Origin of the sequence: Haemophilus parainfluenzae (assembly GCF_014931375.1) — a bacterium.
GTDB lineage: Bacteria > Pseudomonadota > Gammaproteobacteria > Enterobacterales > Pasteurellaceae > Haemophilus_D.
Genome location: NZ_CP063117.1, coordinates 1,766,062 through 1,788,799 on the forward strand (window position 1 = coordinate 1,766,062; position 22,738 = coordinate 1,788,799).

Consider the following 22,738-nt stretch of genomic DNA (forward strand, 5'->3'; position numbering starts at 1 on the left):
CGCCCCTGCATCATTTTTTGCAGGTTTATTTCTACTCAGTACCGATTAAATTGGTGAAATTAGGGAGAAAACCAAAGCTAGTGGAAAATCTGGTTCAAAACAAGCCTATTATTGAGCTTCGTTCTATCAAAAAATCCTATGGTTCCAACACAATCATTAATGATTTCAATCTAACCATTAATAACGGTGAATTCGTCACAATTCTTGGCCCTTCTGGCTGTGGTAAAACTACAGTTTTGCGTTTATTAGCGGGTTTAGAAGAATTAGATGAAGGTCATATTATTTTGGACGGTGAGGACATTACTAATGTTCCGGCGGAAAAACGCCACATTAACACCGTATTCCAAAGTTATGCATTATTCCCGCATATGACTATTTTTGATAACGTGGCTTTTGGTTTGCGTATGCAAAAAGTGGCAGAAAGCGAGATTAAACCTCGTGTTCTGGATGCATTGCGTATGGTGCAATTAGAGGAAATGGCCGACCGTAAACCAGCTCAACTTTCTGGTGGTCAGCAACAACGTATCGCGATTGCTCGTGCTGTTGTGAATAAGCCAAAAGTGTTGCTACTGGATGAATCTTTATCTGCGCTGGATTATAAGTTACGTAAACAAATGCAAAACGAACTTAAACAATTACAGCGTCAACTTGGCATTACCTTTATTTTCGTTACCCACGATCAAGAAGAAGCGATCACCATGTCTGACCGTATCGTCTTGTTGCGTAAGGGTAAAATTGCACAAGATGGTTCACCACGTGAAATCTATGAAGATCCAGCTAACTTATTCGTTGCTCGTTTCATCGGTGAAATTAACGTATTTGATGCCACTGTGATTGAACGTAAATCTGACGATGAGCTACTTGCTAACGTAGAAGGTCGTGTATGTGATATTCACACCAGTATCTCTGCTGAAAAAGGTCAAAAACTACAAGTGTTATTACGCCCAGAAGATATTGTGATTGAAGAGCTTGACGAAAATGAGCACTCAAATGCAATTATCGGTCGCATTGTGGATCGTACCTATAAAGGGATGACACTTGAGTCTACAGTAGAATTTGATCATAACGGCAAACGCGTATTAGTAAGCGAATTCTTTAACGAAGACGACCCACATATGGATCACAGTGTTGGTCAACGTGTAGGTATTACATGGCACGAAGGTTGGGAGGTTGTACTCAACGATGAAGATAATCAATAATAAATTCCAGAAAATTACTGTTGCAATTATCTTCAGTTGGTTAATCTTCTTTGTGCTAATTCCAAACTTATTGGTTTTAACCGTAAGTTTTTTAACCCGAGATGGTAGTGACTTTTATGCTTTGCCATTTACTTTAGATAACTACACTAACCTGTTTAATCCGCTTTATGCACAGGTTGTGTGGAATTCATTGTATATGTCTGGCATTGCGACGATTATTTGTTTACTTATTGGCTATCCATTTGCCTTTATGGTCAGCAAAATTAATCCAAAATATCGTCCATTTTTGTTATTCCTTGTGGTATTGCCATTCTGGACAAACTCACTTATTCGTATCTATGGGATGAAAGTATTTCTTGGTGTGAAAGGTGTGTTAAATACCATGTTAATGGATATGGGCATTTTGAGTGAGCCTATTCGTATTTTAAATACCGAAGTAGCTGTAATCATTGGTTTAGTGTATCTCCTTTTACCATTTATGATTCTACCACTCTACTCTGCTATTGAAAAATTAGATGGCCGTTTATTAGAAGCGGCAAGAGATTTAGGCGCAAATGCGGTTCAACGTTTCTTCCGTGTTATTTTGCCTCTAACCATGCCAGGTATCGTAGCAGGCTGTTTATTAGTATTACTACCTGCAATGGGTATGTTCTACGTAGCTGACTTACTTGGTGGTGCGAAAGTATTATTAGTCGGTAACGTGATTAAGAGTGAGTTCTTAATTTCTCGTAACTGGCCATTTGGTTCAGCGATCAGTATCGGTTTAACCATCTTAATGGCATTGTTGATTTTCGTTTACTATCGTGCAAATAAATTATTGAATAAGAAAGTGGAGTTAGAATAATGAGTCGTTTACTACGTAATATTTTTATGTTTGTGGTATACGCTTATTTGTATATCCCAATTATTATCTTGGTGACTAACTCCTTTAACGAAGACCGTTATGGTTTAAGTTGGAAAGGCTTTAGCTGGAACTGGTATGAACGTTTATTTAATAACGATACCTTAATCCAAGCTGCATTCCACTCTGTCACGATTGCTTTCTTTGCTGCAACCTTAGCAACTATTGTGGGTGGTTTAACCGCGATTGCACTTTATCGCTATCGTTTCCGTGGTAAACAAGCGGTAAGTGGTATGTTATTTATCGTCATGATGTCACCAGATATCGTAATGGCGGTTTCTCTACTTGCCTTATTCATGGTTGTAGGGATTTCGTTAGGTTTCTGGTCATTATTATTGGCGCACGTAACGTTCTGTTTACCTTATGTTACCGTAACGATTTTCTCTCGCTTAAATGGCTTTGATGCAAGAATGCTTGAAGCGGCGAAAGATTTAGGTGCTAGCGAAGTCACTATTTTGCGTAAAATTATCCTACCACTTGCCTTACCTGCAGTGGTATCAGGTTGGTTATTAAGCTTTACTATTTCATTAGATGATGTTGTCGTATCGTCTTTCGTAAGTGGTGTAAGCTATGAAATCCTACCATTGCGTATCTTCTCTCTTGTTAAAACAGGGGTAACACCAGAAGTGAACGCATTAGCAACGATTATGATCGTGCTTTCATTAGGATTAGTAATTTTAAGCCAATTAGTCACACGTAAAAATAATCATTAAACATTGATATAAAAAGGTTTCACAAATCTTTTAAGATCAAATAGAATACGCCTTGACGCACAATCAAGGCGTTTTTTTATACCTGCATTAATGCAGGTGGTTTTTTACCCCTCTTTTACGGAGAACAAACAAAAATGAAAAAATTTGCAGGTTTGCTTACTGCCGGTTTAGTTGCCGCTACATTAACTGCTTGTAACGACAAAGAAGCCAAGTCTGATGCAACAAAAGCACAGGCTCCAGCAAATGATACTGTGTACTTATATACTTGGACTGAATATGTACCAGATGGTCTTTTAGATGATTTCACAAAAGAAACTGGTATCAAAGTTATCGTAGCAAGTCTTGAATCAAATGAAACTATGTATGCCAAAATGAAAACCCAAGGTGATGCGGGCGGTTATGATGTGATTGCACCATCTAACTACTTCGTATCTAAAATGGGACGCGAAGGCATGCTACAAGAATTAGATCACAGTAAATTACCTGTTATCAAAGAATTAGACCCTGATTGGCTCAACAAACCTTATGATAAAGGCAATAAATACTCACTTCCTCAGTTGTTAGGTGCGCCAGGTATTGCATTTAATACCAATACCTATAAAGGTTCTGACTTCACTTCTTGGGGCGATTTCTGGAAACCTGAATATGCAAACAAAATCCAATTATTGGATGATGCGCGTGAAGTATTCAATATTGCGTTATTAAAAATTGGTCAAGATCCAAATACCAAAGATCCTGCAATTATTAAACAAGCTTATGAAGAGTTGTTAAAACTACGTCCAAACGTACTTTCTTTCAATTCTGATAACCCTGCAAACTCTTTCATCTCTGGTGAAGTAGAATTAGGTCAGTTATGGAATGGCTCTGTGCGTATCGCGAAAAAAGAACAAGCGCCATTAAATATGGTGTTCCCAAAAGAAGGTCCTGTTCTTTGGGTTGATACTTTAGCGATTCCTAAAACCTCTAAAAACCCAGATGGTGCACACAAGTTAATTAACTACTTATTAGGTGCAAAAGCAGCAGAGAAATTGACTTTAGCGATCGGTTACCCAACAGCTAACCTAGAAGCGAAAAAAGTGCTTCCAAAAGAAATCACTGAAGATCCATCTATTTATCCAACAGCTGAAATTCTTCAAAAAAGCCACTGGCAAGATGATGTAGGTGATGCGATTCAATATTACGAACAGTATTACCAAGAGTTAAAAGCAGCAAAATAATGCGTTTTTAAGTGATAACAAAAAGTGCGGCCAAATTTGACCGCACTTTTTTATATTTACCATTTGGGAAGAAACTATTTATAACGTTTTTTTGATGCGTTTTTATCTTGCTCTTGTAAACGTTCAAGTTTTTCTTTAATTTGAATTTCCATACCACGGTTAGTTGGGAAATAATACTGCGTATCTTTCAGTTCTGGTGGGAAATAATTTTCCCCTGCAGCATAAGCATTAGGTTCATCATGTGCATAACGATATTCAGCACCATAGCCTAATTCTTTCATCAAAGCCGTTGGCGCATTACGTAAATGAGGCGGTACATCAAAGTCAGGAAACTCTTTTGCATGTTGTTTTGCTGCATTAAATGCGTTGTAAACCGCATTACTTTTCGGCGCTACGGCCAAATAAATAATGGCTTGAGCAATAGCCCGTTCTCCTTCATAGGCGCCCACTCTAGTAAAACAATCCCAAGCCGCTAGTGCCACTTGCATTGCTCTTGGATCAGCATTACCCACATCTTCTGATGCAATCGCTAATAAACGTCTTGCAACATAAAGAGGATCACCGCCTGCAGTGATAATTCGCGCATACCAGTAAAGCGCAGCATCTGTTGCGGAGCCTCGAATAGATTTATGTAAAGCAGAAATCAAATCATAAAAGCGATCACCTTGTTTATCAAAACGAGCTTGTCTCTCACCTAATACTTCTTTCAACAAAGTGCGGTCTAATTTTTTACCGTTTTCAGTTTCAGAAGCCATATCAACCATCAGTTCAAGACAATTTAAAGCCAGGCGAGCATCACCATTCACATATTCAGCTAAAACCTGTAGCAAATTCTCTTCTAAAACTAACCGCTCTTTACCTAATCCTCGCTCAGGATCAGAAATCGCTTGTTGTAGAACTTGTTCGATTTCAGCCACTGTCAATGACTTGAGTAGATAAACTCTCGCACGAGAAAGCAAGGCATTATTTAATTCAAAGGAAGGATTTTCCGTTGTCGCACCAATAAAAATAATCGTACCATCTTCAATATGTGGTAAAAACGCATCTTGTTGGCTTTTGTTAAAGCGATGCACTTCATCCACAAATAAAATGGTTTGGCGATCTGCAAGTCGATTTTGTTTCGCGCGCTCAATTGATTCTCGAATCTCTTTCACACCGCTTGTTACTGCAGAAATTCGTTCAACTTCTGCATTGATACGATGAGCAATAATTTCTGCTAGTGTTGTTTTACCTGTCCCCGGCGGTCCCCACAGAATCATAGAATGAACATGCCCTGCTTGAATCGCTTTACGAAGCGGCTTTCCTTCCCCAATTAAGTGCGTCTGCCCATAATATTGTTCTAAATTACTTGGGCGCATACGAGCAGCTAAAGGGCGAAAGTCATTTTCAGCAAAATCAAAATTAAGATTAGACATATTCTTTCCTTAATAAGCAAAAGGTGTGAAGATTATCATTCACACCTTATGGATTATTTTTTACCTTTACGTTGGTCATCCAATTCCACGCCTTTTGGTACGCTAAATTGGAATAAGCTATCAGCTAGTGTTTGATTTGTAATGTTACGCAACACATAAAGATTGGTTTGACCATCTTTTTCTGTGGTGCTGAAATTTTTTAACACACCATTTGTATCTACACGAATATCAAATTGTTTAATATTGCTATTTTTCGCCTTCGGTTTTAACACAAACGTATCCGCATTCTGCGTCACTGAATACTGATTCCAGTGGCTTTTATCGTTACTGGTTAAAAGCACGAAAGGGGTATTATTTACCGCGTCCTTCACCCATTGAGCGGTGACTTGTTGCACGAATGGATCGTAATACCAAAGGGTTTTACCATCTGCAATAATTTGTGTTTCTTGCGGTGATTTGGTATCCATACGGAAAAGATTTGGACGTTTAATTTGAAGTTTTCCACTTCCTTGTTGGACGTTTTTACCGCCAACAGAGGTCACGGTTTGAGAGAAATCAGCGCTCAATACTGTCACTTGATTTAAGCGATTTTGCAGCTCATCAGCAGCATCGGCAAAGGCAAAATTACTCGCACTTAATAGTGCAGTAAGTGCGGTCATTTTTAATAATGTTTTTTTCATTCTACTTTCCTTTTTGTAAAGTGAAACTTAAGAGAATTAATATTCGGAACGTCGAGCTAAAATTTCTCGTTTTCCATTTTTCATTGGGCCTAAAATACCTTGTTCTTCTAGCTGATCCATAATTCGAGCCGCTCGGTTAAAACCAACACTAAATTTACGTTGAACATAAGAAGTCGAGGTATTGCCTGTGCTTAATACAAACTCAACGACTTCATCAAATAATGCATCAAGATCGCCACTACTTGTCGTTGATTTCTCACCTGAGTCTTCATCATCCGCGCCATCTAAAATGCCATCAATATAATTTGGTTTACCACGTGCACGCCAATCATCTGCTACACGCGCCACCTCATCATCACTCATAAAGGCACCATGTACACGAACAAGATCCGAAGAGCCTTGTCCTGAATATAACATGTCACCTCGGCCCAATAAGGCTTCTGCACCGCCTTGATCCAGAATCGTTCTAGAATCAATTTTACTTGCCACTGTAAAGGCAATACGGCTTGGAATGTTAGCTTTAATTAACCCGGTAATCACATCTACTGAAGGACGTTGTGTGGCTAAAATCAGGTGAATACCAATTGCACGGGCTTTTTGTGCTAAGCGAGCAATTAACTCTTCAATCTGTTTACCTGCAACCATCATCAAGTCCGCAAACTCATCAACGATCACCACAATATAACTCAATTTTTCTAATGGAGGCGGCATTTTATCCATTGTATCGCCAGGCTTCCAAATTGGGTTTGGAATTGGCATATCGAGTTTTTCATATTCTTCAATTTTTTCGTTATACCCTTCAATGTTACGCACACGTAAGGCTGACAATAATTGATAACGACGTTCCATTTCATCTACGCACCAACGCAATGCATTCGCCGCTTTTTTCATATCCGTCACCACAGGGGTAAGCAAGTGCGGGATATCGTTATAAATAGAAAGCTCAACCACTTTCGGGTCAATCATAATAAATTTCACTTCGTCCGGTGTCACACGGAAAAGCAAACTTAAAATCATGGTATTCACACCAACAGATTTACCAGAGCCTGTTGAACCTGCAACAAGTAAGTGAGGCATTTTAGCCAAATCAACTACAACAGGTTTTCCGCTGATATCTTTACCCAAAGCCATTGAAAGCAATGATGTTGAGGAACGGAATTCATTACTATCGAGCACATCACGCAATGGCACTATTTGACGGTGTGCATTTGGCGTTTCAATACCAATATAAGGTTTGCCTGGAATCACTTCCGCCACACGAATCGCACGGAACATCAATGCACGTGCTAAATCGGTATCTATACTTGTTACTTTGGATGCTTTTACACCCGGTTGTAATTCAAGCTCATAACGAGTCACCACAGGGCCAACTAACACATCTTGTACCGTTGCTTTGACATTAAAATTCTTCAATTGTTGTTCTATGCGTGCGGATGTGTCTAAAATTTCTTCACGCGTAATGTCTTGAGCTTGCGTTGGACGATGCTCAAGTAAATCTAAACTTGGTAATGGTGTCGTTGGTTTTTCACGTTTATTCGTTGGTTGTTGGAATGCAGGATGAATAAGCGTATCAGAATACGGCTTATAGGTTGTTTCAGTTGCATTCTCAATATGAATTTCACGCGCTTTAACTGGTGAAGCTGTCGGCTCATTCAAGATCACTTTTAATGCATCTTCAGCATTTGAGGCTTTTGCTCGCACTTCCATTTCTTGCATACGAGCTTGCTCTTGCGCAGCAAACTGACGCGCTAATTCATCTTCTAAACCATCATTTTCTGATTCTAAAGATTCATCATAAGTTGGATAAAGTGCGGTCGTATTTTCAGGTGTTTTTAGTGACACTTTGGGTATGACATTTTCTTCAAAAATATCATCTGAATCATCCGCACTTTGAGCATTCACTTGTGAGTTTTTCCATGTTGCTGAAAAATCTTCTTTTGTTGGTAATTCAACGGAAGAAGAGGCAGAAATAGACACATTCGGTAAATTGTCAGATTCAACCGTGAAGCCTTTAAACTTATCTTCTAATTTTTCAACATCTGCCGGCTCTGAAGCACTCGGTGAGGATAGCCCACTGATATTAATTAGTTGCTCAGGCTTAACAAAGGCATTTCCAGGCTCGTCCTCTTTCTCATTTTCTATAGATTCAGTTTCCAATTGAGAATCAGAGAAAGCAAGTTGTTGAGGTGCCTCAATCACAATTTGTTCAAGATCATCTACAGAAGTATGTTCTGCTTGCTCTTCTTCTGCCGGTTGATTTTTCATAGTTAGCCAGTGGTAGAATTTCACAATTAAACGAATTAATGATGCACCGGAACAGAAAATAAAGCCTACAACTGCACAGATAAAGCCGACTAAAATACAGCCAAACTTACCGAGTGTAGGATATAAATTCACCACTAAGCTGCCACCAAATACACCACCAGCTAGATAGTAGTTCGTATTTGAAAGCAGCAATGTTGCCATCATGGTTAAGCCAACAATGAGAGCAATAAAGCCAAAGGAACGTAATGCAATGCGAGTTGCAGAGAGAGAATGAACCGCTTTGGTTTTCAGTAAATAAATCGGTACGATGAAAATGACAAACGGAATGAGATGACCTACATAGCCGAGAAAAACAAAAAACGCATCAATTAACCAAGCACCAAAAGCACCGGCTTTATTAATGGTTTCAGTTTGAAAACTTGCCGTCGACCAAGAGTTATCTAATGGAGTATAGCTTGACCATGCCACGATTAAATATAAACCTAAAAGTGCGGTCAATCCGAGTAATAATTCTGCTAAATATTGTTTCGGTGTAAATCGTTTTGTAATTCGTTTAATCATTTTTATTTTAGTACGAGATAATTAGTTTGTTTCACTTCTTCCATGACAACATAAGTTCGGGTGTCATTCACACCGGGTAAGCGCAATAATGTGGTACCCAATAATTTTCGATATGCCGCCATATCTGCTACACGTGTTTTGAGTAAATAATCGAAATCACCTGATACCAAATGACATTCGAGAATTTCATCAAGCGCTTGAATCGCTGCATTAAACTCTTCGAAAACATCAGGTTTACCACGCACGAGCGTAATTTCAACGATCACCAATAAAGGCGCATCTAGCAATTCAGGATTTAATAATGCCCGATAGCCCATAATCACACCTTGTTTTTCTAAGCGCTTTACCCTTTCTAAACAAGGTGTTGGCGATAACCCCACTTTCTTTGATAAATCGATATTAGAGATTTTACCGTTGCGTTGTAATTCATTTAAGATTTTGATATCAATGCTATCCAACGCTTTATTTAATTTCTTTTCCATAACCTTTCCTTATGTACGGCGCATATTCTATCTAATTTATCAAAAACTTTCAGTAATCAGACAACAATAGGACAACGTTTTTTTAGAAATTATCCAAAATGGCAAGTGCATCGGCGAGTTTTTTCACCGTAAAAACTTCCATATTTTCGACCGCACTTTTGGGTTTGTTGGCGAAAGGCACAATCGCGCGTTTAAAGCCATGTTTTGCCGCTTCACTAATACGTTCTTGACCGCTGGTTACCGGACGAATTTCACCTGCTAACCCGACTTCCCCAAAAACAACTAAATCTTGTGGTAACGGTCGATTACGGAAACTCGAAATTAATGCAAGTAATAATGCAAGATCTGCTCCAGTTTCCCCGACTTTTACACCACCAACTACATTCACAAAAACATCTTGATCCGACATTTGTAGTCCACCATGACGATGTAATACCGCAAGCAATAAAGCTAAACGATTTTGTTCTAGTCCTACTGCCACACGGCGCGGATTTGCAAGCATGGAATGATCCACCAACGCTTGAATTTCAACTAAAAGCGGACGCGTTCCTTCCCAAAGAACCATTACCGAGCTACCAGGCGTTTGTTCATCAGCACGGCTTAAGAAAATTGCCGATGGATTTTTCACCTCACGCAAGCCTTGCTCTGTCATACCAAATACACCCAACTCATTCACTGCGCCAAAACGGTTTTTATGGCTACGCAACGTACGGAAACGGGAATCAGCCTCCCCTTCTAGCAATAATGAACAGTCAATAGCATGCTCCAATACTTTTGGACCCGCAAGGGTGCCGTCTTTGGTGACATGTCCAACCATAATGATGGCAACTTGTCGGGTTTTCGCATAACGAGTCAGGAAAGAGGCACATTCACGCACTTGAGCCACACTTCCTGGAGAGGATTGAATATCTGAAAGGTGCATAACCTGGATCGAATCCACCACAATAATTTGAGGTTTCAACTGATCCGCCAGATTACAAATTTGCTCAACTGAGGTTTCAGATAACATATTTAATTTATCTGTCGGCAGATTTAAGCGATTAGCTCGCATAGCTACTTGTTGAAGCGACTCTTCCCCTGTTACATAAAGTGCGATCATATTTTTTGCTAATCCACACATCACTTGAAGTAACAAGGTACTTTTCCCTGCACCAGGATGCCCACCAATTAAAATGGCACTCCCCGGCACGATCCCTCCGCCTAATACGCGATCTAATTCTTTAAACCCACTGGTGAAACGCGGTGTCTCTTGCAAACTAATTTCAGAAAGCGTTTGGATTTTTGCGCGAGTTTCTCCTGCATACCCGCTAAAACGATCATTTTTTGTGGAATTTGAGGCTGAAATTAACCGCACTTCACTAATCGTATTCCACGCTTTACAGGCAGAACATTGCCCTTGCCAGCGCGAAAATTCAGCGCCACAATCATTACATACATAAGCGGTTTTAGGAGCTTTTGCCATTTTTACTATCCTTTAGAGAACCCGTTTTACGCCATCAACATCATTAAACCAAGCATTCTTTCAAAATACGCACGACTCTTTAGTAATGCTTTTAACTTTTCAATAGTTTGAACATTATCTTTTGTCTCACTATGAAAGGTAATCAAGCCTTTAATTTCATTTAGGAAAAACTGATTACTTGCTAATAACTCAGCTGATTGACTTTCTTCCAGTTTTTCAAACAAGGCTTTGTTGTCATCATAATAATGATAAAGGTTAAAAAATGCCCCCACACGTTCAACGGTTTTCATAAAATCGAAAGCAAACACATCTGTTGGGAATGAAAGCGTTTCTTCAATTAATTGTTGTTCCATTTTCATGACCGCACTTAATTTCTGGCGAGAATCTACCGCACTTTCCTCACGTTCTTCTTTTAAGAAATCACGCCATTTATTTAACCAATCAATCAGCAGTGGTTTGCTGCCTAATTGATAGCCGCGTTTTGCTTTGCTTGCTGAACTAAAATAAACATCCTGTTCAAAAGGTAAAAGTGAGACAAAATGGAAAAGATCTGAAACAAGCCCTTCTTTTAATTCGAATTCAATTTCACAAATAGGCTGTGTTTTTTCCCCTGATAAAATTTTCCCTTGATCAAAAGCCACTTCAATTTTTGATGCACCAAACGCAATTAACCAAGAAGTGCGGTTAAAATCTGTTGAGAAAATTGGTTGTAATGTAGCGGAAGGTAAGTTTTCAAATGGATACAATGAGGTTAATTGTTCCGTTGTGGGTACGGAATTATCAGGTATAGATAAATTGTATTCTGGACGGCTATGCAATCCGCCAACCACTTTTCCGTCTGTTTTTAAAGTGAGTGTGAAATCATTATTTTCCTGACGGACACGCAATCCCATTTTTTGTTTAGCCAAAAAATGATCGGGATAATCGAAATAAGTATTTCCTAGGAAGACAGTATTTTGTTCTAAGATTTTGAATTGATTGAGATGTGTTTTTAAGGTATCGAAAGCATCAGAGGTAACTGCAAGCTTTAATTCAACTTCATTACTCATTTTATTTTTCCTTATTATTTTTAACTGTTTAAATATACAGATAATTTTATACAAATCAAGATCTTTTTCGTGTATTTCCTTATAAAATCAGGTAATATGCAACCGAAATTTTAACCCTTGTTATGGAGTAAAACACCTATGGCAATGAATAATATTCTCGGATTATTTGCCCATTCTCCTTTAAAACCACTGCAGAAACATTCTGACAAAGTGACTGAATGTTGTGATTTATTAATTCCATTCTTCCAACATACCTTTGTAAAACAATGGGATGATGCAGAAAAAACACGTCTAGATATTTCTCAATGTGAACGTGAAGCAGATAGTTTAAAACGCGAAATCCGTTTGAAATTGCCTCGCGGTTTATTTTTACCCATTGATCGTACCGACCTACTCGAATTAGTTACCCAACAAGACAAATTAGCTAACTATGCTAAAGACATTGCTGGTCGTATGATTGGTCGCCAATTTGGTATTCCTGAAGAAATGCAGGAAGAATTTTTGCACTATGTGAAACGTAGTTTAGATTCTATTCATCAAGCTCATTTAGTGATTGAAGAAATGGATAAACTACTTGAAACCGGTTTTAAAGGCCGTGAATTAAAGTTAGTGAACCATATGATTCAAGAACTAGACAGCATTGAAGATGATACGGATCAAATGCAAATTAAATTGCGTAAAATGCTCTACACGATTGAAAGTCGTTATAACCCTATTGATGTGATGTTCTTATATAAAATCATCGAATGGGTTGGCGTATTAGCCGATCAAGCTCAACGTGTTGGATCTCGCATTGAATTAATGCTAGCCCGTTCCTAATTTTGACGACATTAACTACAACATAGGAAATCACTATGGAAATTATTAATGCATACGGTTCGTGGTTAGTCTTAATTACCGCGGTATTCGGTTTTTTTATGGCATTTGGTATTGGTGCCAACGACGTATCAAACTCAATGGGCACCTCAGTTGGTTCTGGGACCATTACAGCCAAACAAGCAATTATTATTGCCCTCATTTTTGAATCTGCTGGCGCGTATTTAGCTGGTGGTGAAGTAACTGAAACCATTAAAAGCGGTGTGATCGATCCCTCTCAATTCGTCGAGATGCCAGATGTATTGGCATTAGGGATGCTTTCTACTCTCTTTGCATCAGGTGCTTGGTTATTTATCGCCACAAAAATGGGTTGGCCTGTTTCTGGTACTCACACCATCATCGGAGCTTTAATTGGTTTTGCTTGTATTACGATTGGTCCAAGTTCTGTTGACTGGTCTACTATCGGTGGGATCGTTGGAAGTTGGTTTATCACCCCCGTGATCGCAGGACTTTTAGCTTATACCATCTTTGCAAGTATCCAGAAACTCATTTTCGATACTGAAGAACCACTGAAAAACGCACAAAAATATGGTCCTTACTACATGGCGATTACCGTATTCGTACTTTGTATCGTGACCATGGCGAAAGGGTTAAAACACGTTGGTTTAAATCTTTCTAACAATGAAACGCTCGTTATTTCATTGCTTATCAGCGTTATTGGTATGATTTTCTGTCATTTCTACTTCCGCAGCAAAGCATTTACTGCAAAAGCAAGAAAAGGATCATTCGGATCGGTTGAAAAGATTTTTAGTATCTTAATGCTTCTAACCGCTTGTGCAATGGCATTCGCACATGGGTCTAATGACGTAGCTAACGCAATTGGTCCGCTTTCTTCTGTGGTATCAATCGTGCAAAATGGCGGGAAAATCCTGAGTGGTGGTGATTTAGCCTGGTGGATTTTACCTTTAGGTGCATTAGGTATCGCCGTTGGTCTTATCGCAATGGGACAAAAAGTAATGGCAACTGTAGGATCGGGTATTACCGATTTAACCCCTAGTCGTGGTTTTGCCGCACAATTTGCAACTGCGATGACTGTTGTTGTCGCATCGGGTACAGGTTTACCAATCTCCACGACACAAACTTTAGTGGGCGCAATCTTAGGTATCGGTTTCGCACGTGGTATTGCGGCGCTTAACTTGACAGTTATCCGTAACATCATTAGTTCATGGGTTGTAACGTTGCCTGCTGGTGCATTCTTTGCGATTGTGATTTTCTACATCCTTCGCGCGATTTTCCACTAGTATAATTATTATAAGTGCGGTTTGTTTCATTTTCCGACCGCACTTTCTTCATGAATCTAGGAAGTATTATGTCAAAAGTGAGCAAACTTTTATTTTCTTGTGTTCTATTGGGATCAACCATTGGAACAGTACAAGCTGAAACGCAATATGTGACAGAAAATCTGAACACATATTTACGTCGTGGTGCAGGTGATCAATTTAAGATCGCGGGTGCAATCCAATCTGGCGAAGCGGTAACAGTCTTAGGACAAGAAGGAAAATATACCCTAATTCGTGATAATAAAAATCGCGAGGCATGGATTTTAACCTCGGAACTGAGTTCTACGCCAAGTAGCCGTGAAGAAAATCCAAAATTAAAAGCACAGGTACAAGAGTTAACATTAAAGCTTAATCGAGTCGATTCAGATTGGCAACAACGCACAAACGAAATTCAACGCCGTAGCAAACAAGCTGAACAACAAAGTAGTGAATTGCTTGAACAAAATTCACAACTTAAACGTGAATTAGAAATGACGAAAAATAAAAATCGTGACTTAGAAGCCATGCTTGATGCCAATAAACGTGAAATTGCGATTCAATGGTTTATTTATGGCGGTTCTGTCTTAGGCGTAGGTTTGTTAATTGGTCTCGTGTTACCTCACATTTTACCTAGACGTAAACGCCGTGATAGCTGGTAATGATTCATCATTGAGGTAGGCTTTTGCCTACCTTTTCTTTATATATTGTGGGAGAGTAAAATGGAAATTTATCTTGTCGGCGGTGCTGTACGCGATCAACTTTTAGGTTTACCAGTAAAAGATCGTGACTGGGTTGTCGTGGGAGCAACACCAGAAATGTTGCTGGCTCAAGGTTACCAACAAGTTGGCAAAGACTTCCCTGTTTTTCTCAATCCTGAAAGCCATGAAGAATATGCGCTTGCCCGTACAGAACGAAAATCTGGCAAAGGCTACACTGGATTTATTTGTGATTTTTCAGATGATATTACGCTTGAACAAGATTTAATTCGTCGAGATCTCACTATTAATGCCATTGCCCAAGATAAAGATGGCAAGCTGCACGATCCTTATCATGGTGTAGAAGATATTCATCAACGTATTTTACGTCATATTTCCCCCGCTTTTGCTGAAGACCCACTTCGTGTATTACGTGTCGCACGCTTCGCTGCTCGCTTTCATCATTTAGGTTTCTCTATTGCCGAAGAAACCCTTAAATTAATGGCTGAACTTACTAAACAAGGCGAACTCACCCACCTAACGGCTGAGCGCGTTTGGATGGAAACAGAAAAAGCATTAAACGAACCGAATCCTGAAATTTATTTTGAAACACTGCATCATGTGGGGGCACTCAAAGTGCTCTTCCCTGAGACTGCCGCCTTAGATGGGGTACCGAACCCTGCCAAATATCACCCTGAAATTGATAGTTTTGTTCATACCATGCTCGTATTGCAACAAGCCGTTAAACTCACTGAAAATAGCAATTGGAATAAAAGTGCGGTCCGTTTTGCAGCGATTTGTCATGATCTTGGAAAAGCCCTTACCCCAAAAGAAATGTGGCCAAGTCATCATGGTCACGAAAAAGCCGGGATTAAACCGACTCGTTCATTATGCAAACGTCTTAGAATCCCTAATTATCTTCAAGAATTAGCTGAATTAACTTGCGAATATCACACACATGCACACAAAGCATTAGAACTTCGCCCAGAAACAGTAGTGAAACTCTTTAATACTTTTGATGTTTGGCGCAAGCCTCAGCGATTTGAGGAATTTTTATTGGTATGTTTATCTGATACTCGCGGGCGAACTGGATTTGAAAATAAAGAATACCCGCAAATTGATTATCTCAAAGCGCTCTACCAAGCTGCTCTTGCTGTTGATGTACAGCAAGTCATTGCAGATGGTTTTGAAAAACAAGGTATTCGAGATGAGTTAACGCGTCGAAGAATTGCCGCGGTGAAAGCGGAGAAAACACGCTTAAATGCTTAATCCAGCTTTACTAAAAGTAAACTAACCCTTACAATATGTGCAATTTTTTAGTAAATATTTTGTTATGAAATTATTAAAATCTCTTCTAGCACCTGTATTTACAAGTGTGATCTTATCTGCTTGTACTCTTGATGCAGAGCGCCCAACAGATGTTCAACATATCGATAAAAACGATATTACGTGGCAACAGCACCTCAAAAAAATCAAACAAATTCAATCTTATAGCACAAAAGGACAAATTGGTTACATCAGTCCACAAGAGCGTTTTTCGAGCCGCTTTGAATGGCAATATCAAAACCCGAAAGCCTATAAGTTAAAACTCTATTCTCTGATTAGCAAAACGACGCTAACCATGGAAATGCATCCAAATGGCATGACGATTTCAGATAATAAAGGCAACCAACAATCTGATAAAAATGCCAAATTATTGTTACGTGAGATCATCGGAATGGATGTGCCATTAGAGCATCTATCTTATTGGTTAAAAGGTCAGCCAGCGGATAACGCGGATTATCAAGTTGGAACTAATCATCTTTTATCCGAATTTAGCTACCCGCTTGATGGTTCGATTTGGACAGCTGATTATCTAAGCTATCATCCAGATAATTCGATGCCTGAAAATATTCTATTAAAGAATAAAAGTACATCACAAACCCTAAAAATTCGTGTGGATGAATGGGCGTTCTAATGAAAACACATCACTTTTCGACCGCACTTTCAACTTCTCTTGGAAAGCCTAACCGCTTTCCAAGCCCCGCAAAACTCAATTTATTTCTCTATATAAACGGTAAACTGCCAAACGGCTACCACGAATTACAAACCCTTTTCCAATTTCTTGATTTCGGCGATTGGCTCACTATTGATATTTGCCAAGATAAACAAATCCGCATCTCTCCTGAAATTCCAGGCTTACCTCTAGAACAAAACTTAATCTATCGTGCAGCGACACTCCTACAAGAAAAAACAGGCTGTACACTCGGCGCAACAATTCATTTAGATAAAATTCTGCCAATGGGCGGTGGGATTGGCGGCGGCTCATCCAATGCCGCAACGACTTTGCTTGCTTTGAACTATTTATGGCAAACCCATCTATCCATTGATGAACTTGCCGAACTTGGGCTAAAACTCGGGGCTGATGTGCCTATCTTCGTTCATGGCCAAGCCGCTTTTGCAGAAGGTGTGGGTGAAAAAATTCAATACTGCAAACCACAAGAAAAATATTATGTGGTACTAAAACCTGAAACTGCGATTTCTACTGCTGTGGTCTTTAGTGATCACGATTTGCCTCGCAATACAGAAAAAAGATCCCTTGCCGAACTTTTGAATCAACCGTTTGCAAACGATTGCGAAAAAGTCGTGCGAACTCAATATCCTGAAGTTGAAAAAGTCCTACTATGGTTGCTACAATATGCACCAGCCAGATTAACCGGAACCGGGGCTTGTGTTTTTGCTGAATTTGATGATGAAAAATCAGCACAAGCTGTTTTCCAACAAAAACCGAAGGAATTTTTCGGCTTTGTTGCTAAAGGATTAAACGTTTCACCATTACATGCGATGTTGAAACAACTCTCGACCAACCAATCTATCTACACTCAACCTGAGGTTATATAAAATGCCAGACATTAAACTCTTTGCTGGAAATGCTACCCCTGAGCTAGCGAAAAAGATTTCTGAACGTCTTTACATTTCATTAGGCGATGCCACTGTTGGACGCTTTAGCGATGGTGAAATCCAAGTGCAAATTAATGAAAATGTGCGTGGTGCAGACGTGTTTATTATTCAATCCACTTGTGCACCAACGAATGACAACCTGATGGAATTGATTGTAATGGTTGATGCTTTACGTCGTGCATCTGCCGGCCGTATTACTGCCGTTGTTCCTTATTTTGGTTATGCTCGTCAAGATCGTCGTGTACGTTCTGCTCGTGTGCCAATCACTGCAAAGGTGGTAGCTGATTTACTTTCAACTGTAGGGATTGACCGTGTATTAACTTGTGACTTACACGCAGAGCAAATCCAAGGTTTCTTTGATGTACCAGTTGATAACGTATTCGGTTCACCGGTTTTACTTGATGATATCTTGAAGAAAACCGATCTTGTCAATCCTATCGTTGTTTCTCCAGATATCGGTGGTGTGGTTCGTGCACGTGCAGTCGCGAAATTATTAAATGATACAGAGATGGCGATTATCGATAAACGTCGTCCACGCGCAAATGTATCACAAGTTATGCATATTATCGGGGATGTTGCAGATCGTGATTGTATCCTTGTGGATGATATGATTGATACAGGTGGTACATTATGTAAAGCGGCTGAAGCATTAAAAGAACGCGGTGCAAAACGCGTATTTGCTTACGCAACCCACGCCGTATTCTCTGGCGCTGCAGCGCAACATTTAGCAAGCGATGCGATTGATGAAATCGTGGTAACGGATACTGTTCCACTTTCACCTGAAATGAAAGCGCTTGGTAAAGTGCGCGTGCTTACCCTTTCAACGATGCTAGCTGAAGCAATTCGTCGTATCAGCAATGAAGAATCTATTTCAGCAATGTTTGAATAATTCTTTCGCTTAGTATTCGTTTTATAAAGTGCGGTCAGAAAATCCAGTGTTTTTTGACCGCACTTTTTTATGCTTAGACTAAAAATAAGGCAAAAAAAGTGCCCCACTGGGGCACTACTCGGAAAGCAAAATAGATGTCGGCTATTTAAAAATAGCACTTGTTTTTAGTGATTTAAGAATACGGCAAAGTCCTTTATATTGCAAATAGCAATGTTCAAATTTGTGAGCTAAATCACGCTTTTTCTTCACTTTTTTATGTTTAATCATTTTCGTATAAAAAAAGAGGAGCATACAGCTCCTCTTCTCTAGAAATAGAATTAAATTAACCGTTAATAAATTTTTCGCCTAATTCAATATCTGCACGCAATGTTGGTAACATTGCTTCTAAAGCTTCTTGTTCAAATTTGCTTAAGGTACCGATTGGTAAAATTTCTTCTACACCTTCTTTACCTAAACGAACTGGTTGAGCGAAGAAACGTGCATATTTACCGTTACCTTCTACATAAGTACATTCAACCACAGTTTCGCCACTTAAGCCTTTCACTAATGAACGCGCAAAACGTGCTGCCGCTTGAGCCATAGAAAGTGTCGCAGAACCGCCACCCGCTTTTGCTTCAACCACTTCAGTACCTGCATTTTGGATACGTTTTGTTAATGGTGCAATTTCCTCTTCTTTCCATTCAGCATATTGAACTTGTGAAAGTAATGGAAGAATGGTTACACCTGAGTGTCCACCAATAACGGGTACACTTGTACGAGAAACATTTAAGCCTTTTAATTCTGATACGAATGTTTCAGAACGTAACACGTCTAAAGTGGTGACACCGAATAATTTACGTTTGTCATAAACACCCGCTTTTTTCAATACTTCTGCAGCAATCGCAACAGTCGTGTTCACAGGGTTGGTAATAATGCCTACACAAGCTTTTGGACATGTTTTTGCAACATGTTCAATTAAGTTACGCACGATACCCGCATTAATATTGAAAAGATCTGAACGATCCATACCCGGTTTACGTGCTACCCCTGCAGAAATTAAAACGACATCAGCACCTTTAAGTGCAGGTGTTGGATCTTCTCCCGCAAAACCTTCCACTTTAACCGCTGTTGGAATATGACTCACATCTTTAGCCACACCTGGTGTCACTGGTGCAATATCATAAAGTGCTAATTCACTTTCAGCGGGTAATTGTAATTTAAGTAATAAGGCTAATGCTTGACCAATACCGCCTGCTGCGCCTAATACTGCAACTTTCATAAAATACTCCTCATGTATTAATTAATCCTAACTAGGTAGAATTTTAAAGTGTTAGTCATTAAATTACAAACAGAGAAATTCAATAATGCGATCTAGCTCAAACTTTTCAAACGGCAAATTTATTTTAATTGCCTAAAATGAATTTTTATGCAATTCTTATGCAAATTCCCCTATACGAGAATAACTATGTCAGATCAATTAACTAAAGCATTTAAAGAACTGCTCAATCAAGAACGATTTGCTTCTCAAAGTGAAATTGTTGAAGCCTTAAAAAAACAAGGATTTCAAAGCATTAACCAGTCTAAAGTTTCACGCATGCTAAGTAAATTTGGCGCAGTTCGTGCAAGAAATACGAAAATGGAAATGGTGTATTGCTTGCCAAGTGAATTAAGTGTACCCGCTACTAGCAGCCCATTAAAAAATTTGGTTTTGGATATTGATCACAATGATTTCGTTATCGTCATTAAAACCTCTCCAGGCGCTGCACAGTTGATTGCTCGATTATTGGATTCCATTGGTAAACCCGAAGGTATTTTGGGCACGATTGCGGGGGATGACACCATTTTTGTGACACCAACAAAAGACACAACAATTAAATCGCTTCTAGAGCAAATTCAAACGCTTTTTGAAAGCAGTCTATAATGAATATCTTAGTAACCGGTGGAACGGGATTTGTTGGGAAACCTTTAGTTGAATCGCTACTTTTACGTGGTGATAGCGTTACAGTACTGACTCGCTCTATTGAAAAAGCCCAAGCTGTTTTTTCTGAAAAAACACCGCAATTTTTGACCGCACTTTCCACCCTCAAAAATTTTAATGCCTTTGATGCAGTTATTAATCTTGCCGGTGAGCCAATCTTCGATAAAAGATGGACAGTTCAACAAAAAGAGAAACTGCGTCATAGCCGCATTGATTTAACACAGCAGATTGTTCAACTTATTAACCAAAGTGAACATCCTCCAGTCTTGATTTCAGGTTCTGCAACCGGAATTTATGGAAACTGTGGTAACGAGCAGATCACTGAAAACACAAATCCAAGTACTCAATTTACCGCACAGCTTTGTATTGATTGGGAAAATGCGGCAAAGCAAGCCAATACCAGAGTCTGTTTAGTGAGAACCGGATTAGTACTTTCTCTAAAAGGCGGGGCTTTTGCTAAAATTCTACCACTCTATCGCTTTGGGCTAGGCGGAAAATTAGGGAATGGTGAGCAATATTGGAGCTGGATCGCATTAGAGGATATGGTAGAAGGCCTTCTCTTTTTACTTGATCATAATAATTGTGAAGGTCCATTTAATTTTACTGCGCCACATCCTGTTAAAAACAAAACCTTTAACCAATTATTAGGTAAAGCATTACATCGTCCTTGTTTTGCTCAAGTACCTCAATTTTTATTAACTACTATTCTAGGCGAGCGCGCTTGCATTCTTTTAGACAGCCAAAATGTCTATCCAAAACATTTACAGGATTGTGGGTTTACATTCCAATACTCAGAATTAAGTGATTATTTCCATAATATACTTTAAAAACAAAAGGCTGGTCAAAACCAGCCTTCATTATTTTTCATATCTATTATGCTAAATATTCTAAAAATTCCCCTACGGTGTGGAAAGATCCAAATACCAGCACAATGTCATCTTTATCCGCAGTTTTAACCGCTCTTTTCACCCCTTCAACAACAGAATCTTCAGAAACACTTCTTGCTGATGGATAAACTGATGTTAATTTTGTATTTAAGTCATCACCCGATTGACCACGGTAACCGCCTAATGTGACACAATGCCATTGGTCAATAACGGAAGTAAGTTGGGTAAACACCGACTCGGCATCTTTATCTTTTAACATTCCGCAAACGGCAATAATTCGACCTGATATTTGTGTCTTAAGTGCTGTCAATTTTTCGGCTAAATATTTTGCCGCATGAGGATTATGCCCAACATCAATGATCACTTTTGGCAACTGTGAATAAGGTACATTCAAGCGATCTGCCAATTTTTCTAGCTGATAACCTTTCAATTGTTGGAAACGACCAACTAATTCCACTTCAATTAATGAACGTTTAATGGTCTCAACAGAAATATCAAAAGGCAGCTGTTCAACGGCAGCCAAAGCTGTTGCGGCATTAGCTAATGGAATTTGGCAAAACGGCAAATTTTCTAACCGCACTTTATTACTCTGCCACATCCAAGTTTGCTCATTAGCTTTAAACGACCAAGTGACATCTCGGCGTGAAACGAGACAATGTAATTTCTCCGCTTGTTCTAACATAGGTTGCGGAACATTTGGTTCGCCGATTACAACCGGTTTATTCGCACGGAAAATCCCCGCTTTTTCAAAGCCAATTTCTTCGCGAGTTGACCCAAGAAAATCCGTATGATCAATATCAATACTGGTGATAACCGCCAGATCATTATCGACAATATTGGTTGCATCTAAGCGTCCACCAAGCCCTACTTCTAAAATAACCACATCAAGCTTCGCTTGTTTAAATAAATGCAAAGCCGACAATGTGCTAAATTCAAAATAAGTGAGGGATTGCGTTTTACGCTTTTCGATGAAATCAAAAGAAGCAGTATGCATTTCATCTGGCAAGTCTTGATTTTGAATACGAACACGTTCGTTATAACGCAATAAATGAGGGGAAGAATACACACCCACACGCAAACCGTGATTTAACAAAATAGTTTCAAGCAAACGACAAGTCGTGCCTTTACCATTTGTGCCCCCCACCGTGATCACATAAGGTGCGGGATTCAAAAGATCCAATTCTTCTGCCACGGATTTAATACGCTCCAGCCCTAAATCAATAGCCTTAAAGTGACTATTTTCCAAATAAGAAAGCCACTCAGCGAGTGGCGAAGTGGCTTTTAAATTTAT

Annotated in this window: 21 protein-coding genes; 13 read left to right on the plus strand and 8 right to left on the minus strand. The window is 39.3% G+C overall.

The genetic code is table 11. The features are described 5' to 3' along the window. Positions 1–80 precede the first annotated feature (80 nt). From potA to INP95_RS08560, 4 genes are all read left to right on the plus strand, one after another. Complete coding sequence (gene potA / locus INP95_RS08545) at positions 81–1,199, plus strand: spermidine/putrescine ABC transporter ATP-binding protein PotA (protein ID WP_005698520.1); 1,119 nt, start codon at positions 81–83, stop codon at positions 1,197–1,199. Continuing rightward, on the plus strand, positions 1,183–2,043 hold the full coding sequence (gene potB / locus INP95_RS08550; RefSeq protein ID WP_005695833.1) for a spermidine/putrescine ABC transporter permease PotB: 861 nt from the start codon (positions 1,183–1,185) through the stop codon (positions 2,041–2,043). The genes potA and potB overlap by 17 nt, the downstream gene beginning before the upstream one ends. Beyond that, a complete protein-coding gene (gene potC / locus INP95_RS08555) occupies positions 2,043–2,813 on the plus strand; it encodes a spermidine/putrescine ABC transporter permease PotC (RefSeq protein WP_005695832.1) in 771 nt (256 codons plus the stop codon). Before potB ends, potC begins: the two co-directional genes overlap by 1 nt. 134 nt (positions 2,814–2,947) lie before the next feature. After that, on the plus strand, positions 2,948–4,030 hold the full coding sequence (locus INP95_RS08560; protein ID WP_178164277.1) for an extracellular solute-binding protein: 1,083 nt from the start codon (positions 2,948–2,950) through the stop codon (positions 4,028–4,030). 74 nt (positions 4,031–4,104) lie between these two features. Here the strand turns inward: INP95_RS08560 and INP95_RS08565 are convergent, their stop codons facing one another. From INP95_RS08565 to INP95_RS08590, 6 genes are all read right to left on the minus strand, one after another. Continuing rightward, the gene (locus INP95_RS08565) at positions 4,105–5,445 is read right to left on the minus strand and encodes a replication-associated recombination protein A (RefSeq protein WP_197560527.1); all 1,341 of its coding nucleotides are present in this window, start codon (positions 5,443–5,445) and stop codon (positions 4,105–4,107) included. A gap of 53 nt (positions 5,446–5,498) precedes the next feature. Then, positions 5,499–6,125 (minus strand): outer membrane lipoprotein periplasmic chaperone LolA, encoded by a 627-nt coding sequence (gene lolA, locus INP95_RS08570; protein ID WP_049362704.1) that lies wholly within the window; start codon positions 6,123–6,125, stop codon positions 5,499–5,501. A gap of 36 nt (positions 6,126–6,161) precedes the next feature. Continuing rightward, positions 6,162–8,951 (minus strand): DNA translocase FtsK, encoded by a 2,790-nt coding sequence (locus INP95_RS08575; RefSeq protein ID WP_197560528.1) that lies wholly within the window; start codon positions 8,949–8,951, stop codon positions 6,162–6,164. Positions 8,952–8,953: 2 nt separating this feature from the next. Continuing rightward, complete coding sequence (gene lrp, locus INP95_RS08580) at positions 8,954–9,433, minus strand: leucine-responsive transcriptional regulator Lrp (protein ID WP_005695827.1); 480 nt, start codon at positions 9,431–9,433, stop codon at positions 8,954–8,956. An 82-nt stretch (positions 9,434–9,515) separates the two neighbouring features. Next, a complete protein-coding gene (radA, locus tag INP95_RS08585) occupies positions 9,516–10,895 on the minus strand; it encodes a DNA repair protein RadA (protein ID WP_197560529.1) in 1,380 nt (459 codons plus the stop codon). Between the two features lie 26 nt (positions 10,896–10,921). After that, complete coding sequence (locus INP95_RS08590) at positions 10,922–11,944, minus strand: CYTH domain-containing protein (protein WP_197560530.1); 1,023 nt, start codon at positions 11,942–11,944, stop codon at positions 10,922–10,924. Between the two features lie 138 nt (positions 11,945–12,082). On the opposite strand from INP95_RS08590, the gene INP95_RS08595 reads away from it, so the two are divergent. The 7 genes from INP95_RS08595 (at position 12,083) to INP95_RS08625 (ending at position 18,603) form a co-directional block, all read left to right on the plus strand. Then, positions 12,083–12,763: a TIGR00153 family protein gene (locus INP95_RS08595; RefSeq protein WP_049365956.1), complete on the plus strand. Its 681-nt coding sequence runs from the start codon at positions 12,083–12,085 to the stop codon at positions 12,761–12,763. A 35-nt stretch (positions 12,764–12,798) separates the two neighbouring features. Further along, positions 12,799–14,061: an inorganic phosphate transporter gene (locus tag INP95_RS08600; protein WP_070582233.1), complete on the plus strand. Its 1,263-nt coding sequence runs from the start codon at positions 12,799–12,801 to the stop codon at positions 14,059–14,061. A 68-nt stretch (positions 14,062–14,129) separates the two neighbouring features. Then, positions 14,130–14,738, plus strand: a complete 609-nt coding sequence (locus tag INP95_RS08605) for a TIGR04211 family SH3 domain-containing protein (protein ID WP_070582232.1) — start codon at positions 14,130–14,132, stop codon at positions 14,736–14,738. 60 nt (positions 14,739–14,798) lie between these two features. Next, a complete protein-coding gene (locus INP95_RS08610; protein WP_070582231.1) occupies positions 14,799–16,043 on the plus strand; it encodes a multifunctional CCA addition/repair protein in 1,245 nt (414 codons plus the stop codon). A 64-nt stretch (positions 16,044–16,107) separates the two neighbouring features. Beyond that, a complete protein-coding gene (gene lolB / locus INP95_RS08615; protein ID WP_070582230.1) occupies positions 16,108–16,731 on the plus strand; it encodes a lipoprotein insertase outer membrane protein LolB in 624 nt (207 codons plus the stop codon). After that, entirely contained in the window at positions 16,731–17,654 is a 924-nt protein-coding gene (gene ispE / locus INP95_RS08620) for a 4-(cytidine 5'-diphospho)-2-C-methyl-D-erythritol kinase (protein ID WP_197560531.1), read from the plus strand. Before lolB ends, ispE begins: the two co-directional genes overlap by 1 nt. 1 nt (position 17,655) lies before the next feature. Beyond that, a complete protein-coding gene (locus INP95_RS08625) occupies positions 17,656–18,603 on the plus strand; it encodes a ribose-phosphate pyrophosphokinase (protein ID WP_005698775.1) in 948 nt (315 codons plus the stop codon). A 322-nt stretch (positions 18,604–18,925) separates the two neighbouring features. Here INP95_RS08625 and mdh read toward each other — a convergent pair whose 3' ends face one another. After that, positions 18,926–19,861: a malate dehydrogenase gene (mdh, locus tag INP95_RS08630; RefSeq protein WP_197560532.1), complete on the minus strand. Its 936-nt coding sequence runs from the start codon at positions 19,859–19,861 to the stop codon at positions 18,926–18,928. Positions 19,862–20,047: 186 nt separating this feature from the next. On the opposite strand from mdh, the gene argR reads away from it, so the two are divergent. After that, positions 20,048–20,503, plus strand: coding sequence for a transcriptional regulator ArgR (argR, locus tag INP95_RS08635; RefSeq protein WP_070582228.1), 456 nt, complete (start codon positions 20,048–20,050; stop codon positions 20,501–20,503). Continuing rightward, on the plus strand, positions 20,503–21,387 hold the full coding sequence (locus INP95_RS08640) for a TIGR01777 family oxidoreductase (RefSeq protein WP_197560533.1): 885 nt from the start codon (positions 20,503–20,505) through the stop codon (positions 21,385–21,387). The genes argR and INP95_RS08640 overlap by 1 nt, the downstream gene beginning before the upstream one ends. 46 nt (positions 21,388–21,433) lie before the next feature. Here the strand turns inward: INP95_RS08640 and folC are convergent, their stop codons facing one another. Then, positions 21,434–22,738, minus strand: a complete 1,305-nt coding sequence (folC, locus tag INP95_RS08645) for a bifunctional tetrahydrofolate synthase/dihydrofolate synthase (RefSeq protein ID WP_070582466.1) — start codon at positions 22,736–22,738, stop codon at positions 21,434–21,436.

Excerpts from the sequence above, each read along its gene's own strand:
- potB (WP_005695833.1), top strand. The coding sequence starts at position 1,183 with ATGAAGATAATCAATAATAAATTCCAGAAAATTACTGTTGCAATTATC.
- potC (WP_005695832.1), top strand. The coding sequence starts at position 2,043 with ATGAGTCGTTTACTACGTAATATTTTTATGTTTGTGGTATACGCTTAT.
- INP95_RS08560 (WP_178164277.1), top strand. The coding sequence starts at position 2,948 with ATGAAAAAATTTGCAGGTTTGCTTACTGCCGGTTTAGTTGCCGCTACA.
- INP95_RS08565 (WP_197560527.1), bottom strand. The coding sequence starts at position 5,445 with ATGTCTAATCTTAATTTTGATTTTGCTGAAAATGACTTTCGCCCTTTA.
- lolA (WP_049362704.1), bottom strand. The coding sequence starts at position 6,125 with ATGAAAAAAACATTATTAAAAATGACCGCACTTACTGCACTATTAAGT.
- INP95_RS08575 (WP_197560528.1), bottom strand. The coding sequence starts at position 8,951 with ATGATTAAACGAATTACAAAACGATTTACACCGAAACAATATTTAGCA.
- lrp (WP_005695827.1), bottom strand. The coding sequence starts at position 9,433 with ATGGAAAAGAAATTAAATAAAGCGTTGGATAGCATTGATATCAAAATC.
- radA (WP_197560529.1), bottom strand. The coding sequence starts at position 10,895 with ATGGCAAAAGCTCCTAAAACCGCTTATGTATGTAATGATTGTGGCGCT.
- INP95_RS08590 (WP_197560530.1), bottom strand. The coding sequence starts at position 11,944 with ATGAGTAATGAAGTTGAATTAAAGCTTGCAGTTACCTCTGATGCTTTC.
- INP95_RS08595 (WP_049365956.1), top strand. The coding sequence starts at position 12,083 with ATGGCAATGAATAATATTCTCGGATTATTTGCCCATTCTCCTTTAAAA.
- INP95_RS08600 (WP_070582233.1), top strand. The coding sequence starts at position 12,799 with ATGGAAATTATTAATGCATACGGTTCGTGGTTAGTCTTAATTACCGCG.
- INP95_RS08605 (WP_070582232.1), top strand. The coding sequence starts at position 14,130 with ATGTCAAAAGTGAGCAAACTTTTATTTTCTTGTGTTCTATTGGGATCA.
- INP95_RS08610 (WP_070582231.1), top strand. The coding sequence starts at position 14,799 with ATGGAAATTTATCTTGTCGGCGGTGCTGTACGCGATCAACTTTTAGGT.
- lolB (WP_070582230.1), top strand. The coding sequence starts at position 16,108 with ATGAAATTATTAAAATCTCTTCTAGCACCTGTATTTACAAGTGTGATC.
- ispE (WP_197560531.1), top strand. The coding sequence starts at position 16,731 with ATGAAAACACATCACTTTTCGACCGCACTTTCAACTTCTCTTGGAAAG.
- INP95_RS08625 (WP_005698775.1), top strand. The coding sequence starts at position 17,656 with ATGCCAGACATTAAACTCTTTGCTGGAAATGCTACCCCTGAGCTAGCG.
- mdh (WP_197560532.1), bottom strand. The coding sequence starts at position 19,861 with ATGAAAGTTGCAGTATTAGGCGCAGCAGGCGGTATTGGTCAAGCATTA.
- argR (WP_070582228.1), top strand. The coding sequence starts at position 20,048 with ATGTCAGATCAATTAACTAAAGCATTTAAAGAACTGCTCAATCAAGAA.
- INP95_RS08640 (WP_197560533.1), top strand. The coding sequence starts at position 20,503 with ATGAATATCTTAGTAACCGGTGGAACGGGATTTGTTGGGAAACCTTTA.